The 20219-nt window shown below is 31.5% G+C and carries 7 protein-coding genes; all 7 read left to right on the top strand.

Annotation, left to right across the window (positions count from 1 at the left end; all coding sequences use genetic code 11):
* Positions 1 to 14 precede the first annotated feature (14 nt).
* The 7 genes from WBG07_RS13595 (at position 15) to WBG07_RS13565 (ending at position 20050) form a co-directional block, all read left to right on the top strand.
* Complete coding sequence (locus WBG07_RS13595) at positions 15 to 761, top strand: LytR/AlgR family response regulator transcription factor (protein ID WP_340202066.1); 747 nt, start codon at positions 15 to 17, stop codon at positions 759 to 761.
* Between the two features lie 608 nt (positions 762 to 1369).
* Positions 1370 to 2479 carry an acyltransferase family protein gene (locus WBG07_RS13590; RefSeq protein ID WP_340202065.1) on the top strand — a complete coding sequence of 370 codons (1110 nt, stop codon included), beginning with the start codon at positions 1370 to 1372 and terminating at the stop codon, positions 2477 to 2479.
* 225 nt (positions 2480 to 2704) lie between these two features.
* Entirely contained in the window at positions 2705 to 6754 is a 4050-nt protein-coding gene (locus WBG07_RS13585; protein ID WP_340202064.1) for a two-component regulator propeller domain-containing protein, read from the top strand.
* A 61-nt stretch (positions 6755 to 6815) separates the two neighbouring features.
* Positions 6816 to 10850: a two-component regulator propeller domain-containing protein gene (locus WBG07_RS13580; RefSeq protein WP_340202063.1), complete on the top strand. Its 4035-nt coding sequence runs from the start codon at positions 6816 to 6818 to the stop codon at positions 10848 to 10850.
* 405 nt (positions 10851 to 11255) lie between these two features.
* Positions 11256 to 15308 carry a hybrid sensor histidine kinase/response regulator transcription factor gene (locus tag WBG07_RS13575; protein ID WP_340202062.1) on the top strand — a complete coding sequence of 1351 codons (4053 nt, stop codon included), beginning with the start codon at positions 11256 to 11258 and terminating at the stop codon, positions 15306 to 15308.
* Between the two features lie 297 nt (positions 15309 to 15605).
* A complete protein-coding gene (locus WBG07_RS13570) occupies positions 15606 to 19643 on the top strand; it encodes a two-component regulator propeller domain-containing protein (RefSeq protein WP_340202061.1) in 4038 nt (1345 codons plus the stop codon).
* Positions 19644 to 19888: 245 nt separating this feature from the next.
* Complete coding sequence (locus WBG07_RS13565; protein WP_340202060.1) at positions 19889 to 20050, top strand: hypothetical protein; 162 nt, start codon at positions 19889 to 19891, stop codon at positions 20048 to 20050.
* Positions 20051 to 20219: the final 169 nt, after the last annotated feature.

The following is a 20219-nucleotide window of genomic DNA, read 5'->3' as shown; positions in this document are numbered from 1 at the left end:
ACTTATAATTTTATATGGTAGGATTTGATGCGCTTATAGTGGAAGATGAACAGGATCATATTGATATTTTGACACTGCTTTTGTCTCAATATTTTGAGGAAATCACTGTTATAGGTACTGCCAGATCTATTGAGGAGGCAAAAAAATTTCTGAAAGAAGTTAAACCCGAAATTATTTTCTTAGATATGAATCTAAACGGCGAAAATTCGTTTAGAATTCTTGAAAAAATGGCCAATTTGCATGAAGTTGAAATTATTGTAACGAGTTCTCATAGGGAATATGCTATTGAAGCGTTTAAGCATCTGGCAACAGATTATATTTTAAAACCCCTCAAAGCAGAAGATTTAATGCTTGCTTTAAAAAAAGCGAAACGTAATATTGAATTACGAAAATTAGCATCTAGTAAAAATGAATTGCCCGAAAATAATGCTCCATTAAAGTTTTTGGCAATACCTTCTATGGAAGATGTAGAAATAATATCGATTGATCAATTAGTCTATTTAGAATCGGATGGAAGATATACCGTTTTTCATTTAAAAGACAAAACCTCTAAAATTGCGAGCAAGAATCTGGGAGAATATGAAAAATTATTAAACAATAATAACTTTTTCAGAATTCATCATTCCCTACTTGTAAATATGGATTTTGCTATGAACATTCATAAAAAAGATGGAAACTACTTGAAAATGACTACTCAAAAATACTTGCCAATTTCAAAACGAAGAATCAACTCGCTCTACAGATTTCTAAATCTAAAATAACCTTTTTTTAAATATCGCTTTTTTCATTTTTTGAATTCTATTCAAATACATGTTTTTTGATTGTTTAAACATTATTCTAGGTTTGATATTTCTGTAAATAAAATGAAACGGAATAAGTTCTTTCTAAAGAACAAATTTCATTTATTAAAATATGTAACCACCTTTTAGTAATTATATATCGGTTATTACTATTACCATCAATTTATTACCTATAGTTACTATCTTACAACTGTTTATAAGGTTCAGCAAAGGTTTCAAGCAATGGTTATTGTACCTTATCATTGCTTGTAGACCGATCTTAGTCGGTATTTGTCATTGATCTTAACAATTCAATTTTTTGTTAACGTATATGGGATATGTTTTTTGATCTAAAATTGCAATACAATTATTACATGCAGTTTATAAATAGACAAATACCGGCTTTTTTTAAAGTACTTTAAACATTCTCTTAAAACTTTTAGTTACTATATAAAAGTTATCTTTAAAAAAATAGGGGTAAATCAAAAAAGTTAGTGCAGTTTAGATTTCATTTTATGTTTACTAACTAAATAAAGTATTTAATTTGGGCGTTAAATAAAAGTTAGTCACTTTTAAGTAAACTAAATAGTATGAAGATTCGTGTTCTGGATGGCTTAAGAGGATATGCTGCTTTGATGATTGTATTGGCTCATATGCCTAGGTTATCAAATACAGAAATAGGTCTAGCTATTTTTCACATGATTGATGGTTTAAAGTTGAGCTATCTTGGAGTGGATATTTTCTTCATTTTAAGTGGCTTTCTAATTACCCGAATTATAATTAAAGAAAAAAAAGAACAAAGATTCTCTTTGAAGTCATTTTATATTAAAAGAGCTTTACGAATCTTTCCTATTTATTATTTAGCCATTATAATATGTGGTTTTCTATTTTCTTGGAAAGGCATGGAGTACCTTGCCGTCTACGGATCTAATTACTATTTTTCATTTCACGACATACTACATCCCTTGGAACATACATGGTCTTTAGCAGTTGAAGAGCATTATTATTTGCTCTGGCCCTTACTGATCTATTTTTGTTCCTTAGAAAAATTAAAAAAATATACTTTACCTATCATTGTATTAATAGTTACAGCATCTTTAATACTTGTCTATTCTAGTTTTGAGAAAAAGGTTGCAGACAGTATGGTTTATATGGGAACGCAGTTTAGAATACTTTCTCTAGGATTGGGCTCTTTACTTGCATTTCATGAATACAAAGTGAGAAATATCAAATCTCAAAAGAAAAATTATCTAATCCTATTTACTGGAATAATCTTTTATCTTCTGGCAATTATTTCTGTAGAAGGTGTTTTTGGATCTCTAATTCCCAAAAGAGCACTTTTATTATTCTTTTTTTCTATTTGTTCTCTATTGTTATTCATATTTGTTTTATTGCAGGAAAACAGGAAAAGCTCCTTTAATGACTTATTCAATAATAAGCCAATTGCATTTATTGGAAAAATAAGCTACGGAATTTATTTATATCATTATCCAATCTTTTTTTGGTGGGGCATCACCAAAAATCAGTTGGACTCTCAACCTGTTACTATTATTGATTTTGCCTTGCCTATCCTCTTCGTATTTGTATTAGCAAGCTTATCTTATTGGTTTATAGAAAAACCACTTATCAATTATAAAAGAAAATTGGTATTTGAAATTAAGCCACTTAGAAAACGTCCTGCACCCATAGAAAGAATTTGAATTTACAGAAGCAAGTTTTTCATCTCTAGCGTTATTTATATTTGAAAGAACATTTCTTCAATAATTAATCATAGGATTCTACAAACATTTATCCTCTTATATGTTTAAAAAACATTAAACACTGCTTGTTTAGTTTTTTAATTCAAACAAAAAAGGTATTTTTAAAAGTAAATCTTTCTCAAGTATTTAGATTGCCCTAATCTCTAATCTATTAAAAGAGCATGTATGAAAAAGGTAGTATTGGTCTTTACTTTATTCTTACTTGGTATATTTTTCGCAATTAGCCAAAACTTTAATACAAATCAAACTGTATTTAGTGAAGAAGATGGTCTATCTGGAGATTATATAACTGGTCTCTTACAAGATAAGAAAGGTTTTATTTGGATAGGCACCCAGTCTGGTTTAAATAAGTACGATGGCAATAAATTTGTCTCCTTTACTAATCTTCCAAATGATAGCCTTAGTCTTTCTAATAATAGCATTAATGCGATCGCAGAAGACAAAGAAGGAAACATATGGGTTGCTACTGAAGGTGGAGGGGTATCTAAGTTTAATCCTATATCCGAAACCTTTCAGTCTTATTTACAAAAGGAAACAGATTCTACGCTTATTAGTCATAATTATGTAAGTTCTATTTTTATTGATAGTGAAAATAGAATTTGGGCAGGTCACTGGGAAGGATTAGATCTTTACCATCCAGAAAAAGACCGTTTTGAACGAGTATTAGAACCAAAGCTGCCAAAAAATCGCTACGCTTACTGGACATTAAACATCTGTGAAGATCAAGAGCAGAATTTATGGCTAGCCACTGATGGTTCTGGAGCAGTAAAGTTCAATACGCACTCTATGCAAATAGAAAAATATCACACCCTATCTGAAGAAACTATTGAAAATAGTGATTCTGGTGAAAGTATAAAATCTGTAGTCTTTAATAATGGGGTATTATGGTTTTCTGGAAATTCCGGAGTTGGCTATGTAGATACTAATTCTCAAGGAAAAGTTGTACTGCTTAAAAATGCCCTTGAAGATCATAAAAACAACATTAGCAATAAATATCATCTGTTTAAATCAAATTCTGGAAGGATTTTTTTTCATGAAGTGTTTAATGGTAACCTAAAGGAAATTAAAAAAGATTCTCTAAATAATTTTATAATAGAGCAACAACTAAAGCTTGAGACGGGCATAAGTATTCTTTCTTTCTTAGAAGATGATGCCGGATCTTTTTGGCTAGGAAGTAATAAACTTATTTATACAGGTGCCCATATAAAACCTTTTTCTTTTTACACGAATTTTAAAAAAAAGACGGCTACTACAAAAAAATTACCATCATCCTATTATGTTCTCTTTGAAGATAGCAAGGGCAGAATTTGGTTTGAAGATCATGACGAAGGTCTCATGTCTATTAATCCAAAAAATGGAGAGAAAAAAACGTACCCTAAGGTATCTTCAAAATTTATAAAAAAAGAAATTGGTAGTTCCTTAAATGATATCACAGAGGATAGTGATGGTAACATTTGGTTATTTCTACACGGACAGATTATTTCCTTAAACCCAGAGTCTGGCAAATACCAAATTTTTGATTCATTTATTGTCAAAAATAATGGATCCCCAGCCATGGTCGACTATCAAGGAGGAATTTTTGATAAAAATGGAGTGCTATGGATACCCGTCAACTCTGGCTTTTTAATAGGGCAAGGTAAAAAGGGATGGATTGATCAAGACTATAGGCATTACGGAATGAATCTTAACGGTGCGCACCCAATGCCTGGTTATTACACAAACATCGTATTTGAAGATTTATCTGGGAATTTATTTGTTGGTTATGAAGATGAAGGATTACACACTTTAGATACTGAAACACATCAGTTCACAAAAATCAATTATGAAATACCCGGACTCAATAATACCAATGCAAAACAAGTTTTAAGTTTATATCAAAACCAAAAAAACATACTTTGGATTGGCACAGCAAGCGGTTTATTTAAATACAATACAAATACAAAAACATCTATACAATACGGTGTTAATGGTGATATGCCTGATCCATATATCAAAGATATTTTGGATGATGGATTAGGTAATCTTTGGCTAACAACCAATAAGGGGTTAACTAAATTCACTCCTAAAACTGAAGCATTAAAAAATTACAATAAAAAAGATGGTCTAGGGCAAAATTCATTTTATTGGCAGGCCTCCTTTAAAAGCGATTTTTCAAACCTTATATACTTAACAGGAAAAAGAGGAGTTACCGTTTTTGATCCCTATAAAATAAAAAGCAACCAACATATTCCAAAGATTGGTTTTACCAATTTTGAAAAACACAATGCAAAAGGAGAGTTTACTACTGTAGCGGGCATTAATTATTTAAATGATCTTGAGCTTCCTTTTAATGAGCGGGATTTTACCATAGAAATTGCTGCTTTAGATTTTACCAACCCAGTAAAAAATCATTATGCGTATTGGCTAGAAGGCTATAATACCAACTGGGTAGAGATTGGAACCAGACGTGAAGTTACGTTTACAAACCTCAGTCCTGGAAGTTATACACTCAGGGTGAAAGGATCTAATAATGACGGTATATGGAATGAGACAGGAAAGTCTTTACAGATAATCATCCTACCCCCATGGTGGGGAACATGGTGGGCATATACCTTATATGCATTTGCGTTTCTAAGCCTGTTATATGGCATCTATACCTATAGAATAAATAAGTTGGAAACTAAACGGCTAAAAGAATTAGACATTGCCAAAAGAACCATGTATACAAATATTACGCATGAATTTAGAACCCCACTAACTGTTATTTCAGGAATAAACAAAGAGCTAAGGGAACAGACTAAAGGCGAATACAATCACTATTTTGATCTTATTGAACGAAGTAGCAAAAATATGCTCCAATTGGTGAACCAATTACTTGAGCTTAGAAAGCTTGAAATTGGCAAAATGAAAATAGACTATATTCAAGATAACATCATTAGTTATCTCAAATATATTGTGGAGACTTTTCAAGCCTATGCCAAAACAAAAGGCATTTCGCTGCATTTTGTTTGCATCACAGAGGAGATTGTAATGGATTATGATCCTGATAAAATTTTAATGATCCTCTCTAATCTACTTTCCAATGCTATCAAATACAGTCCGCCAGAAAGTGATGTTTACTTTCAAATAGACGAACTCCCTAATCAAATTAAAATAAGAATAATAGATTCAGGCAAAGGAATTCCTGAAGAGCAAATAGCTCATATTTTTGATAGATTTTACAAAATTCAAAATAAAGACCAAGACAATGTAGACGGTGTTGGTATAGGTCTTGCTGTAACCAAAGAACTAGTAGAATTACTACAAGGCGAAATTAATGTTAGTAGTAAAATAGAACAAGGAAGTATTTTTACACTTATCCTTCCTATTCATAAAAATGCCCCATTAGCGATAGAGAGCACCAAATTGGCCATAAAAACAAAAGTATTTGAAGATTTTAATATTCAGAAAAATTTTAAAAAGCCTAAGATTATACCTGCATCTCAAAATGCATTGCATCTTTTAATAATTGAAGACAACCCAAATATTGTAGATTATTTAATGAATTGTCTTCGTTTAAAATGGAATCTTGAAATAGCAAATGATGGTCAAAAAGGTATTGACCAAGCAATTGAGAACATCCCTGATATTATTTTATGTGATTTGATGATGCCTAATGTTGATGGTTTTAAAGTTTTGGAGGTTTTAAAAAATGATATCAAAACCAGTCATATCCCTATAGTAATTCTATCTGCAAAAGCTGATGATGAATCAAGAATTGAGGCATATAAAAAAGGGGCAGATTCTTATCTTCTTAAACCTTTTAATAAAGAGGAATTATTAATAATTCTGGAGAAACAGGTAGAACAACGTAAACTTTTACAGGAACATTATAAAGTGCAAACATCTTTAAAATTTATTGACAATAAAGAAATACACAAAGAAGATCTTTTTATTCAAAAATTAGAATCGCTTGTATTCAGTGAAGATTCAAAAGATTCAAATAGTATACACGGATTATGTGTAAATTTAGGAATGAGTAGAACTCAGCTTCATCATAAGATAAAAGCGCTTACTGGAAAGTCTACCTCTATTTTTGTAAGATCTTTACGACTTCAAAAAGGAAAATATCTTTTAGAACATACTAATAAAGGTATTTCAGAAATAGCATATGATGTTGGGTTTAATAACCCCAGTTATTTCACCAAATCCTTTACAGAAGAATTCGGATTGCCCCCAAGTTCTTTAAGAAAATAGTACAAATATAATTTTACTTCTGTTTATAAAAATATTCAAGGGAATTAAATGTTTTATTATTATGAAAATAAACATACTCAAGTTCATACTACCACTATTACTTATAAATCAGCTATTTGCCCAAGAGTTTAAGTCTAATTTTAAGAAAATAGACACAGAAAAGGGCTTATCACAAGTAAGAGTAAATACGTTACTTGAAGACAGCAACGGTTTTATTTGGATTGGAACACAGGGTGGCCTCAACCGTTATGATGGAAACGAATTTTTAATATTTCGGAGCAATAGCAAAGACTCAACCACGTTATCTAATGATCTAATAAATGGTATTGCCGAAGATAAAAAAGGAAATATCTGGGTTGCTACTCTTGGTGGTGGGGTTTGTAAATATGATCCACGCACCAATCTGTTTAAGAGATACATGTATGACTCAAATGAGGCTTTTCGCATAAGCGAAAATGTAGTTTATAGCATTCATATTGATGCGCAAAATAGAATCTGGGCAGGTCATAGAAATGGGCTTGATCTTTATAACGAAAACATAGATGCATTTGAAAATATTTCTATTGAAAGTAACCCTAAAAAATCTAATGATGTTTACGCTATAACAAGCAGTATAAATACTGGTATTTGGCTCGCAACATCATCTGGACTTAAACTTTTAAATCCCCAAACTAAGAAAGTTGAAAAAATATTTCAACACAACCCCTCCAATTCTAATAGTATAAGTAATAATAGGGTTACCAAAGTTTCATTAGATCAAGATGGTCTTGTATGGATTATTGCTTCAAGATATTCTGTAAATAGCATTAACCCTGAAAGTGGCATCATAACAAGGTATTTTCAAAAAACCAATGAAAATTCGGCGGTAATTGATCCACAAACTAGATATATTTATCATGACAAATCTGGTAATACATGGTTAGCAACTGAGGTGAAGGGACTGGTTAGGCTAGATAAAGAAAATAAAACTATTCAACCTCCTTATAATGAATCTAGTATTATTGATCCTCAATCTGAATATCGAGCAAATACAATTATTCAAGACAGAAATGGTTCTTTATGGGTAGGCACCATTGGAAATGGAATCTTACATTTTGATCTAAATGCGAATTCTTTTGGATATAAACCAAACTTTTTTGAATCACCATATGACCAAAGAACCGATTCTTTTAGAAATATTATTGAAGACGACTATGGTTATTTATGGATAAGCACCGATAAGAGAGGCTTATTTAGGCTAGATCCAAAATCAGGCAATATTGATGAATTTAAGGAGATTCAAACCTCTTTAGGGATAGAAAAATTAAGGGTTCATGATTTTGCAAAAGATATAAATGGAAATATTTGGATGGGATTACGAAATTCTGGATTTATTAAGGTAAATCCTAAAACCAAGGAATTCAAAACCTACTTCAGTAGTCTAGATGGACAGACAGAACTAAAATCCAACTCTTTTCATATCATCATGGAAGCCCATGATGGGAAACTTTGGCTAGGCTCCATCGGAAACCTTACATGCTTCGATCCAAAAACAGAAGAGGTGAAATTTTACTCCTATAATGCTAAAGATGCTAATTCTTTACCCGGCAATATGGTGAGTGCTATCTACGAAGATTTTGAACATAATCTTTGGATTGGATTTATTGCCGGAGGCCTACACAAGCTTAATAGAGAAACAGGTAGCTTCACAAAAGTTAATGACAAAACGAAAGGTAATTCTATTTCTGAAGACCCTCCAATCTCCTATCTTTTTCAAAATAAGAAAGGTATTTTGTGGATAGGAACAATTAGAGGGCTATTTAAATATAATATAACTGAAAACTCAACAATTGAGTACAATACAGAAAGTGGTTTAGCAAATAATTTGATATATGATATATTGGATGATGATGAAGGAAATTTTTGGATGAGTACTAATAGTGGTATTTCAAAATTTAATCCTGAAACTGGTATATTTCAAAACTACTTTGCAGAAGACGGTCTCCAGCAATCTGAGTATAATATTAGAGCTGGATATAAAAGTTCTATTACCGGATTGATGTATTTTGGTGGTACAAAAGGACTAAATGTTTTTGATCCAAAAGCTATAAAAAGTAATAAGAATGTACCTCCTATAATGTTAACGGAATTTAAAAAGTTCACTACTAAAGGTGATCTTATTAATGTTCCCGGTATAAATTATGCAGACCAAATTGAACTTGCCTATAATGAAAGAGATTTTTCGGTAAAAATAGTTGCTTTAGATTATACAAACCCTACCAAAAACCAGTATGCCTATTGGTTAGAAGGGTATAATAATAATTGGATGGAAACGGGCAACAAAAGAGAAGTGAACTTCACTAACCTAAGTCCCGGAAGCTATACGCTAAAAGTAAAGGGCTCCAACAATGATGGAATATGGAACAAAAAAGGGAGATCTCTTCAAATTACAATTCTTCCACCATGGTGGCGAACGTGGTGGGCATATTCCTTGTATATCTTAGTGTTCCTAGGTATACTATATATCATATACCATTATAGAATAAATAAACTGGAAACTATTCGGCTAAAAGAGCTTAATGAAGCTAAAAAAACCATGTTCACTAATATTACTCATGAATTTAGAACCCCTTTAACTATCATATCTGGCGTTAATAAAGAACTCCGAGAAAAAACCGAAGGAAATTATAGCGAATATTTTGATCTAGTTGAGAGTAGTAGTAAAAACATGCTCCATTTGGTAAATCAATTGCTGGAATTAAGACAGCTTGAAATTGGAAGGATGGAAGTTAATTACATTCAGAATAATATTATTCCTTATCTTAAATACATTTCAGAAACCTTTGAATCTTACGCAAAAACAAATGATATTTCACTTCACTTTGTATGTATAGCAAAGGAAATAATAATGGATTATGATCCAGATAAATTATTGATGATCTTATCTAATTTACTTTCTAATGCCATCAAATATAGCCCTAAGGGCAGTGATATTTACTTTCAAATTGATGAATTAAATGGCCACTTACAAATCAGAGTAGTAGATTCCGGTAAAGGAATTCCAGAAAATGAACTTCCCCATATTTTTGACAGGTTCTACAAAGTTCAAAATAAACAACAAGATAATATAGATGGTGTTGGTATTGGTTTGGCGGTTACTAAAGAATTAGTTCAATTACTCAATGGTGAAATTAAAGTAAGTAGTAAAATGGGGCAAGGAAGTGTTTTTACATTTACCTTACCAATCCAAAATAAAGCGCAAATTATTACTCCCAAGGGCATTCAAGATTTTAACTCAGATAATATTCAAATTAGTCATCAAAATAAACTAAATCCCAAGACTAATAAGATTACTCGTAAATCAAAGCAAGCCTTACAATTGTTAATCATAGAAGATAATAAAAATATTATTCAATATCTCTCTACTTGCCTAGATGAGTCCTGGAACTTAGCTATTGCCAGAGACGGACAGCAAGGAATTGACCAGGCTCTTGAGATGGTGCCTGATATTATTCTATGCGATTTAATGATGCCAAATGTTGATGGTTTCAAGGTGTTGGAGATTCTAAAGAATGACACTCGAACTAGCCATATTCCTATTGTGATTCTAACCGCAAAAGCAGATGATGAATCTAGAATAGAAGCCTATAAAAAGGGGGCAGACTCCTATCTTCTCAAACCATTTAATAAAGAAGAGTTGCTTATTATTTTAAAAAAATTGGTAGAACAACGAGTACTATTACAAGAAAGGTACAAATCACAAAGTAATTTAATTTTTTCTGATGGTATTAAACTTGGTAGAGAAGATAATTTTATACAGACACTTGAAGAATTAGTATTAAGCAATGAACCAAAAAGCGCTAGCAATATTAGCCGATTATGTGAAGAGTTGGGGATGAGCCGTACCCAACTGCATAATAAAATCAAAGCATTAACAGGCAAATCTACTTCTATTTTTGTGAGATCTCTACGGCTCCAAAAAGGAAAATATCTTTTACAACATAGCCATAAAACCATTTCGGAAATTGCCTACGAGGTTGGATTTAACAATCCTAGTTATTTTACCAAGTCTTTTACCGAAGAATTTGGTTTACCGCCAAGTTCTTTAAGAAAATGATACTATTTGAAATATAATCTAATATTATAATTTTTAGTAAATTGTTATTTAAAATATAGTGTGTGAAATCAAAATTCAACGCTACTTTTTGGTTTGTATGGATAGCACTGAAATTAAAGTTTAAATGAACATATAGCGTATTCTGTAGTGAAAATGGACTATCGTAAAAGCCTGCTAAAACAATAATCAAAGACCACCAATGCTTTATAGAAATGAGTTCAAAATATTTCGGAATAACTCTAAAAATGCTACAAGACTATCAAAGAGTTAACTAAATATTATTTTTTAACAAAAAATTATTTTAAAATATCCGTAAACCATTTTAGAATTCGCTTTTAAAAAGTATCTTTTAAATTCGTTACAAATAAGCCTTGTTATGTTTTTACTTTTAAAGAGAAATTTAAAATGTTTAAAAAAATACTAGCCTTTCTATTTATTTTAACAAATTTTTGGGCCGTTACAGCTCAAGAATTGGTGGAAAAACAAAAAGTTTACAAAACCTACACAAAACTTTTAGATCAGCAGGTTTACTCAATATTTCAGGACACCAAGGGTTTTATCTGGACAGGAACCTCAACGGGATTACTTAAATACGATGGATACCATTTTGTTTCATATAAAAATATACCAGAAGATCCCACATCAATTTCAGGCAATTGGGTTAACTCTATCGCTGAAGACTCTTTAGGACAACTTTGGATGGCTATAGATGGTGGAGGTATTTCAAAATTTAACCCACTTACAGAAAATTTTAAGCGATACACACAAACTCCCTCAGATTCAACCCTAATAAGTGAAAATACTGTTTTCACTGTTTTCATAGATAGCAAACAACGAATATGGGCAGGACACCGCAAAGGTATTGATCTTTACAACCCAAAAAAAGACCAGTTTGAAAGAGTTTTGCACCCACCAGAAAATAACGATAATAAAAAAATGTACCGAACCGGTTCTATTGCAGAAGATTTAGATGGTAAACTTTGGTTAGGAACCGGAGAAGCAGGACTGGTATGTTTTAACCCTGAAACATTGAAAAATGAAGAATCATATGTAATTAACCCCAAAGGGAATAAATTAATTTATAGTTACCCTGAAGTATTAAGCGTAGTCTGTGATAATGAAGGTAAAATTTGGTTTGCTGGCGGTTCTGGTATTGCCTACGTAGATAAAGATAAAAAACCTTTATTGGTTGAAAACAATGAAAAAAATCTCTCCAAAAACTTTGATAGCCATTATTTAATATTCAAAACTAAAACCGGAAAAATTCTAAGCAAGCTGTCATCAGATTCAAGGCTAAAAATTTTAACAAAAAAAACAACTGCATTAAAACCTGAATTTGAATATACGAATTATCCACCCATAAAGAACATTACCACCTTATTAGAAGATAATGCCGAATCGCTCTGGGTGGGTAATAATGATGGATTAACATATTTTGGTGCCAAAAGCAAACCTTTTGAATTTTACTATAATCTTAAAGAAAAAACAACTAAATCTAACGATTATTCTGATTTTGTACCCAATAAAATTTTAACGGACAGCAAGGGCTACCTTTGGTTTGAAGATATAAGTGAGGGTTTGATAAAACTCAACCCAGAAACTGGTAAGTGGGAGGCTTTTAAGAATTTGTCTTCAAACTTTTACAAAGGTGATGATGATAAAGCAATTACGTACATAATTGAAGATAGAAAAGGTAATATTTGGCTATTTCTTAAAGGAGAATTAGCATTTTTAGATATCAAAACTAAAGAAAGCTATTTTGATAATGCTAAAATTCAGGATTGGGAAGGTAACCCAATAAGAATCAAGTTTCAAAATGGATTAGAAGATAAAGATGGGATTATCTGGATTTTAACTGAAGGACGCCTAGCTGGGTATAAACCACAAAAAAAAGGGGGCTCCCTCCAATATGTTTATGATTTTTGGGTAGCCGCTAAACCTGATGCTAAGCTGCCAGGCTATTCAATAAGTACTATTCATGAAGACCAAAATCAAAATCTTTTTGTGGGCTTTGAAGATGTTGGACTCTACAAATTAAATAAAAACACACATACCTTTACTAAAATAAATTATGAGATAAAAGGAATTAATAACACAGAAGCTTCTGCGGTTAGCTGTATTTATCAAAATCAAAAAAACATGCTATGGATTGGAACTTTTGGGGGGCTTTTTAAATACAATATTGAAGAAAAAACTTCTACCCATTACGGTTTAAATGAGGGTTTACCAGATACCACCATTCATCAAATTATAGAAGATGATTTAGGCTATTTTTGGATCCCGACTAATCAAGGTCTCGCAAAATTCAATCCGAAAACCGAAACATTTAAAGTTTATGACAAAAACGATGGTCTTAAGCAGAGTATATTTAAAACCATGTCCGCTTCCATAAATAAAAAAAACGGCTCTATTTATCTTCCCGGCAATAAAGGTATTAATGTTTTTGATCCTAAAAAGATACATGACAATCCCCATATTCCTAAAATAGTAATCACCAATTTTGAAAAACATTCTGCTAAAGGTGACTTCACAACTTTACCAGGCATAAATTTCCTCAATCATCTAAAGCTACCTTATAACGAAAGAGATTTTACCATAGAAATTGCCGCATTAGATTATACAAACCCTGCCAAAAATAAGTATGCTTACTGGCTTGAAGGCTATAATACCAAATGGGTAGAAATTGGTACCCGAAGAGAGGTCACCTTTACAAATCTTAGTCCGGGAAGCTATAACTTAAAAGTGAAAGGATCTAATAATGATGGTATTTGGAATCAAGAGGGAAAATCTTTACAAATAATTATCCTCCCACCTTGGTGGCTTACCTGGTGGGCGTACTCCTTTTATGCTATCATAATTTTAAGTCTATTTTACGCAGTGTATAAATACAGAATTAATCAGTTAGAAAATATTCGAATTAAAGAATTAGATGCTGCAAAACGAACTATGTATACTAATATCACGCATGAATTTAGAACACCATTAACCGTTATTACTGGTATTAATAAAGAATTGCGAAACTATGCTCAAGGAGCGCATAAAGAGCATTTTGACCTTATTGACCGTAGCAGCCAAAATATGCTTTATCTAGTGAATCAATTGCTAGAACTCAGAAAATTGGAAATTGGTAAAATGAAGGTTCATTATATTCAGGGTAATATCATAGCATATTTAAAATACATCGCTGAAACGTTTAAAACCTATGCTAAAACTAAAGGGATTTCGCTCCATTTTGTATGTATTTCAGAAGAATTAAACATGGATTACGATCCTGATAAGTTATTAATGATTTTATCTAACTTATTATCCAATGCTATAAAACACAGTAAACCCGATAGCGATATTTACCTCCAAATTGATCAAATTGAAGATAAATTACAAATTAGGGTGGTTGACTCGGGAGAGGGCATCCCAGAAAAAGAATTACCCTATATCTTTGACAGATTCTATAAAGTACAAAGCAATAAAAATGATAATATTGATGGCGTAGGTATAGGTCTTGCAGTTACCAAAGAATTGGTACAATTACTAGAGGGCGAGATTAGCGTAAGTAGTCAAAATAAACTAGGTAGCATTTTTACCTTCACCCTACCAATTCAAAATAAGCATCCTCTGGTTCAATCTCCAAAGTTGCAAGAGATGGACTTAGAAAGTATTCAAAAAGATTCTATTGATCTCACTAAAGAAATAATAGACTCTTCACCAGAAGATACTTTACAATTGCTGATAATTGAAGACAATACCGCTATTATAAACTATCTTTCTATGTGTTTAAAAGACACTTGGAGTCTTGATATTGCCAGAGACGGACAGGAAGGAATTGACAAAGCTTTTAAAATAGTGCCAGATATTATTCTATGTGATTTAATGATGCCAAATGTTGACGGATTTAAAGTACTAGATATTCTAAAAAATGATACCAGAACCAGCCATATTCCTATTGTGATTCTAACGGCAAAAGCAGACGATGATTCAAGGATAGAGGCATATAAAAAGGGTGCAGATGCTTACCTACTTAAACCTTTTAATAAAGACGAATTGCATGTTATTCTAGAAAAATTAGTAGCCCAGCGTAAAGTATTACAACAAAGATATCAATCACAAACTGACCTTATTTTTTCTGACGGTATAACACTAGGCAAAGAGGATATTTTTATGAAAAAACTGGAAGAACTAATTTTGTATGAAGACACCAAACGTTCTTATAATGTTAGCCAACTATGTAAAGATTTAGCCATGAGCAGAACCCAGCTGCACAATAAAATTAAAGCATTAACCGGAAGGTCAACTTCTATTTTCGTTAGATCATTAAGGCTTCGAAAAGGAAAGTATCTCTTAGAACATAGCCATAAAAGCATATCGGAAATTGCCTATGAGGTTGGATTTAACAATCCTAGTTATTTTACCAAGTCTTTTACAGAAGAATTTGGAATTCCTCCGAGTTCACTTAGAAAGTAGTGATTCTTGCTAATTTTTTCATATATTATACTACGTTTCATCTAAGTATAGTTTATCAAATTTTATGAAAGTAAAAAAAATAAATATATAATGTTACAACTAAATAATACTTAGAGCTTTTAGTAAAGCACTCATAGCCAAATAATTATATAAATTGGTTTTAACCATCCTAGCTATTTTACCAATTCTTTTACAGAAGAATTTGGAATTCATAAAAGTTCTCTAAGAAAATGATTATTTTTCCGAAATATCTTACTTAGCAAACCATGTTTTTTAGGATTAATAAAACATCTAAAAATGAATAAAAAGATACTCTTTTATGCTTTTTTATTTTTAACGGCCTCTACTGTTTTAGGCCAACAATTTACTTCTAACTTTAAGGTACTTGATAAAAAAGATGGATTGTCACAAATAACAATTAGTACTATTGTTCAGGATAGTAATGGTTTTATTTGGGTAGGCACACAAGGAGGCCTCAACAGGTATGATGGTAATTCTTTCAAAGTATTTAGAAGTAATCCTATGGACTCAACTTCTTTATCTAATAATTTTATTAGTGATTTAGCTGAAGATCAAGAAGGAAATATATGGGTTTCAACCATTGCAGGAGGAGTTTGTAAATATGATCCCAGAACCGACAAATTTAAACGGTATATACAACGAGAAAAAGATACGACACAAATTAGCTCTAATGCTATTAAGGTCGTATATATTGACAAGGCTAATCGCATTTGGATTGGGCATCAAAAGGGGCTTGAGCTCTACAATTCTTCAAAAGATATTTTTGAACAGATTTCAATAGGTAATAATGACAAACCTGTTATAGTGAATGATATAGTTAGTGATAATGAAGATAATTTATGGCTTGCTACTAATACAGGACTCAAACTATTAAATACTACTACTAAAAAAATAGAAAAATTATTTAGTAATGAAGAATCTAACCCAAATAGCCTAAGCTCCAACAATATTAATCAAGTTACCGTAGCTCAAAATGGTATTTTATGGTGCTTATTTAGTGGATATTCCATTAATAGTATAAATCCTAAAACAGGAGACGTAAAACGTTATTTTCAAAACTCATATATCAATATAGATGAAAATAATCCCAATACCAGATTTATTTATCATGGCAAGTCTGGTCAAATCTGGCTGGCAACTGAGTTTTATGGATTGGTAATGTTTGATCCAGATACAGGTGCATTGAAATTACCAAATAATGAATCTATTGTTAAAAATAATTTTACCAAATATCAAGCTTTTACTTTATTACAAGATAATACAGGGTCTTTTTGGGTGGGCACCTGGGAAAATGGTCTGATTCATTATAGTATAAATTCGAATCCATTTAAATATAAGCGTAATTTTTTTGAAAATCCAAATGACCCAAGAACTGATTCCTTTTCTTTTACTATTGAAGATAAAGATGGTTTTATTTGGATAAGCACTACCAAAATGGGCCTGATTAAGTTAGATCCCAAAACTGGTACTGTAACATCTTTTGAAGAATTATCAGATTATTTAAATATAAATAATAGTGACCTTAGAGTACAGCATATTACTCAAGACAAAAAAGGATATATTTGGTTAGGTACCAGAAGTAATGGCTTTATTCGTTTGGATCCTAAAACCAATAAATTTAAAGTTTTTGCAAATCGTCTAGACAGTAGTAATCAGACAGGCTCCAATTCTTTTCATATTGTAAAAGAGGCTCATGATGGGATTATCTGGTTAGCATCCATAGGAGTACTAACGGCATTTAATCCTGAAACCGAAACTTATACAACCTATCCATATAACCCGAAAAATGATAAATCCATTCCCGGTCCTGTTGTTAGCGCCATTTACGAAGATCTTAACCATAATCTTTGGTTAGGGTTTTATGCAGAAGGATTGCATCGTTTAGATCGGAAGACAGGGAATTTCATTAAGGTGAATTATGAACCAAATAATATTTTTGACCCTGATGCAAAATTGGTTTCCTGCCTTTTTCAAAGCGAACGCGATGTTCTTTGGATAGGTACCACTGGCGGGTTATTTAAATATAATATGGCAGAAAATACCTTTAAACGCTATAATTTAGAAAGTGGTTTACCTAGCAACACAATTTATAAGATTTTAGAAGATGAAGATGGAAATTTATGGGTAAGTACAAACGATGGTATCTCTAAATTTGATGTGAAAAATGAAATATTTTGGAACTATCAATCTGAGGATGGACTTCAGCAATCTGAATTTAATGTTCAGTCGGGATTTAAAAGTAATATAGCTGGTTTAATGTATTTTGGAGGCCCGGTTGGACTAAACTTTTTTGATCCAAATGCTATAAAAAATAACTCAAACGTCCCTCCTATTGTATTAATAGAATTTAAAAAATATAATACTAACGGAGACTTTATTGAAATTCAAGGAGTTAATTATAAAAATAGTCTTGACCTCAGGTATAATGAAAGAGATTTTTCTGTAAAAATGGCTGCCTTAGATTATACAAATCCATCTAAAAACAAATATGCATACTGGCTAGAAGGTTATAATAATAACTGGGTAGAAATTGGTACCAGAAATGAAATCACTTTTACTAATCTAAGCCCTGGAGACTATACTTTACGGGTTAAAGGAACTAACAATGATGGTGTCTGGAATGAGAAAGGAAAATCTCTAGAAATTACCATATTACCGCCATGGTGGGGTACATGGTGGGCTTATGGTTTTTATATAATTGCTGCACTCAGTCTTCTTTATATTGGCTATCGCTATCGGATAAATCAATTAGAAACAGTACGCTTAAAAGAACTGGATGAAGCTAAAAGAACTATGTATACTAATATTACACATGAGTTTAGAACACCATTAACTGTCATTTCTGGCATGAATAAAGAATTACGAGAACAAACAAAAGGAAATTATAAAGAGTATTTTGATCTAATAGACCGAAATAGCAAAAATATGCTCCATCTAGTGAATCAATTACTAGAACTTAGAAAACTAGAAATTGGTAAAATGAATGTTGACCTTATTCAAGGTAATATTATTGATTACATAAAATATATTTCTGAGAGTTTTGATACGTATGCAAAAACCAAAGATATTACAGTACATTTTGTTTGTATAACGGAAGAGTTATTCATGGATTACGATGTAAATAAGCTTTCAATGATTCTTTCTAATCTGCTTTCTAACGCAATCAAATACAGTAAACCAGGAGAGGATGTCTTTTTACAAGTAGATGAACTTAAAGATGAGTTGCAAATTAGAGTAGTTGATTCTGGTCAAGGAATTCCCAATCAAGAACTACCCCGTATTTTTGATAGATTCTATAAAGTAGAAAACAATGATAACACTAATATAGATGGCGTTGGTATTGGTCTTGCGGTTACAAAAGAACTTGTGCATTTACTTAAAGGAAGTCTCACCGTTAGTAGTAAAATAGCGCAAGGAAGTATTTTTACACTTACTTTACCTATCCAAAATAATGCGCCTCTAGCTCCGGTTCTATCTCATACAAAACAAGAATTAGAAATCATTCAGAACAGCTCTTTAGAAATTGGTGATGATTTTAATACTAAATCACTATCCAGTACCAAAGAAGCATTACAATTGTTAATTATAGAAGACAATAAAGACGTTCTAAAATATCTTATTACTTGTTTAAATGAACTTTGGCATCTTTTTACTGCACAAGATGGACAGGAGGGAATTGACTTAGCTATTGAAGAAGTTCCAGATGTTATTTTATGTGATTTAATGATGCCTAGTGTTAATGGTTACAAAGTATTAGAAATTTTAAAAAACGATCCTAGAACAAGCCATATTCCTATTGTTATCTTAACAGCTAAACCAGATGATGATGCAAGAATTGAAGCCTATAAAAAAGGTGCAGATGCCTACCTCATTAAGCCTTTTAACAAAGAAGAACTGCTTATTATTCTAGAAAAACTCGTACAACAACGTAAACTACTCCAAGAGCGATATAAATCTCAAACATCCCTATTATTATCAGAGAATACAGTAATACGTAAAGAAGATAACTTTATACAAAAATTAGAAACTTTGGTATTAAATAAAGATTCAAAAAAATTAGATAATATCAACGATATATGTGAACATATGGAAATGAGTCGCACTCAACTTCACAATAAAATAAAAGCTCTCACCGGTAAATCTACTTCCATTTTTATTCGCTCTCTCAGACTTCAAAAAGCTAAGCACCTTTTAGAACGTACCAATAAGAGTATTTCCGAAATTGCGTACGAAGTAGGTTTTAATAATCCAAGTTATTTTACCAAATCATTTACTGAAGAATTTGGCTTACCACCAAGTTCGCTAAGAAAATGATGTATACTATTGTAAATTTTCCTACAAATAAAAAAAGTAATTCAAATTGCTGATATACAGTTGTTTAAACTAAGTAAATTAGTGTTATGAACAATAGTTACACTACTTTTATGAACAATATTTATAGTAATATACTTCCCAAAACATTAGTTCATTCATTAAAAACAATGGTTTATAAAACATGCTTTTTGTTGTATTATCTTTAGACTAAGAATTACACAAGTTCTTACTTAAAAGAAAATCCAATGACAAATAAAACTGTATTAAACGATAAGAATTCAGCCAACAGAAGTTCGCATGATTCTTCCATATATGCCATTCGAAAGACTTTATTGCTCAATGCATACCAATACTTTATTGATAGAGGTATGGGAAATAATACGCATATAGAAAACCTTGCGCAGTAGCAATAAGGTCTGCACACTAAATAAGAATAATAAATAAATAAACAAGAAGGAGTTTAAAATTTAATCCATATGCTTAGATAACACTATAACAAAGTATACTAATTCTAAGTTCCCCCAGACTTACAATAACCCTCCATCTTTTAGTATCAATTATTAATATCAAATTATC

The sequence above is a fragment of the Ascidiimonas meishanensis genome (assembly GCF_037782385.1).
Classification (GTDB): Bacteria; Bacteroidota; Bacteroidia; order Flavobacteriales; family Flavobacteriaceae; genus Ascidiimonas; species Ascidiimonas meishanensis.
This window is presented reverse-complemented; position numbering and strand designations above follow the sequence as displayed.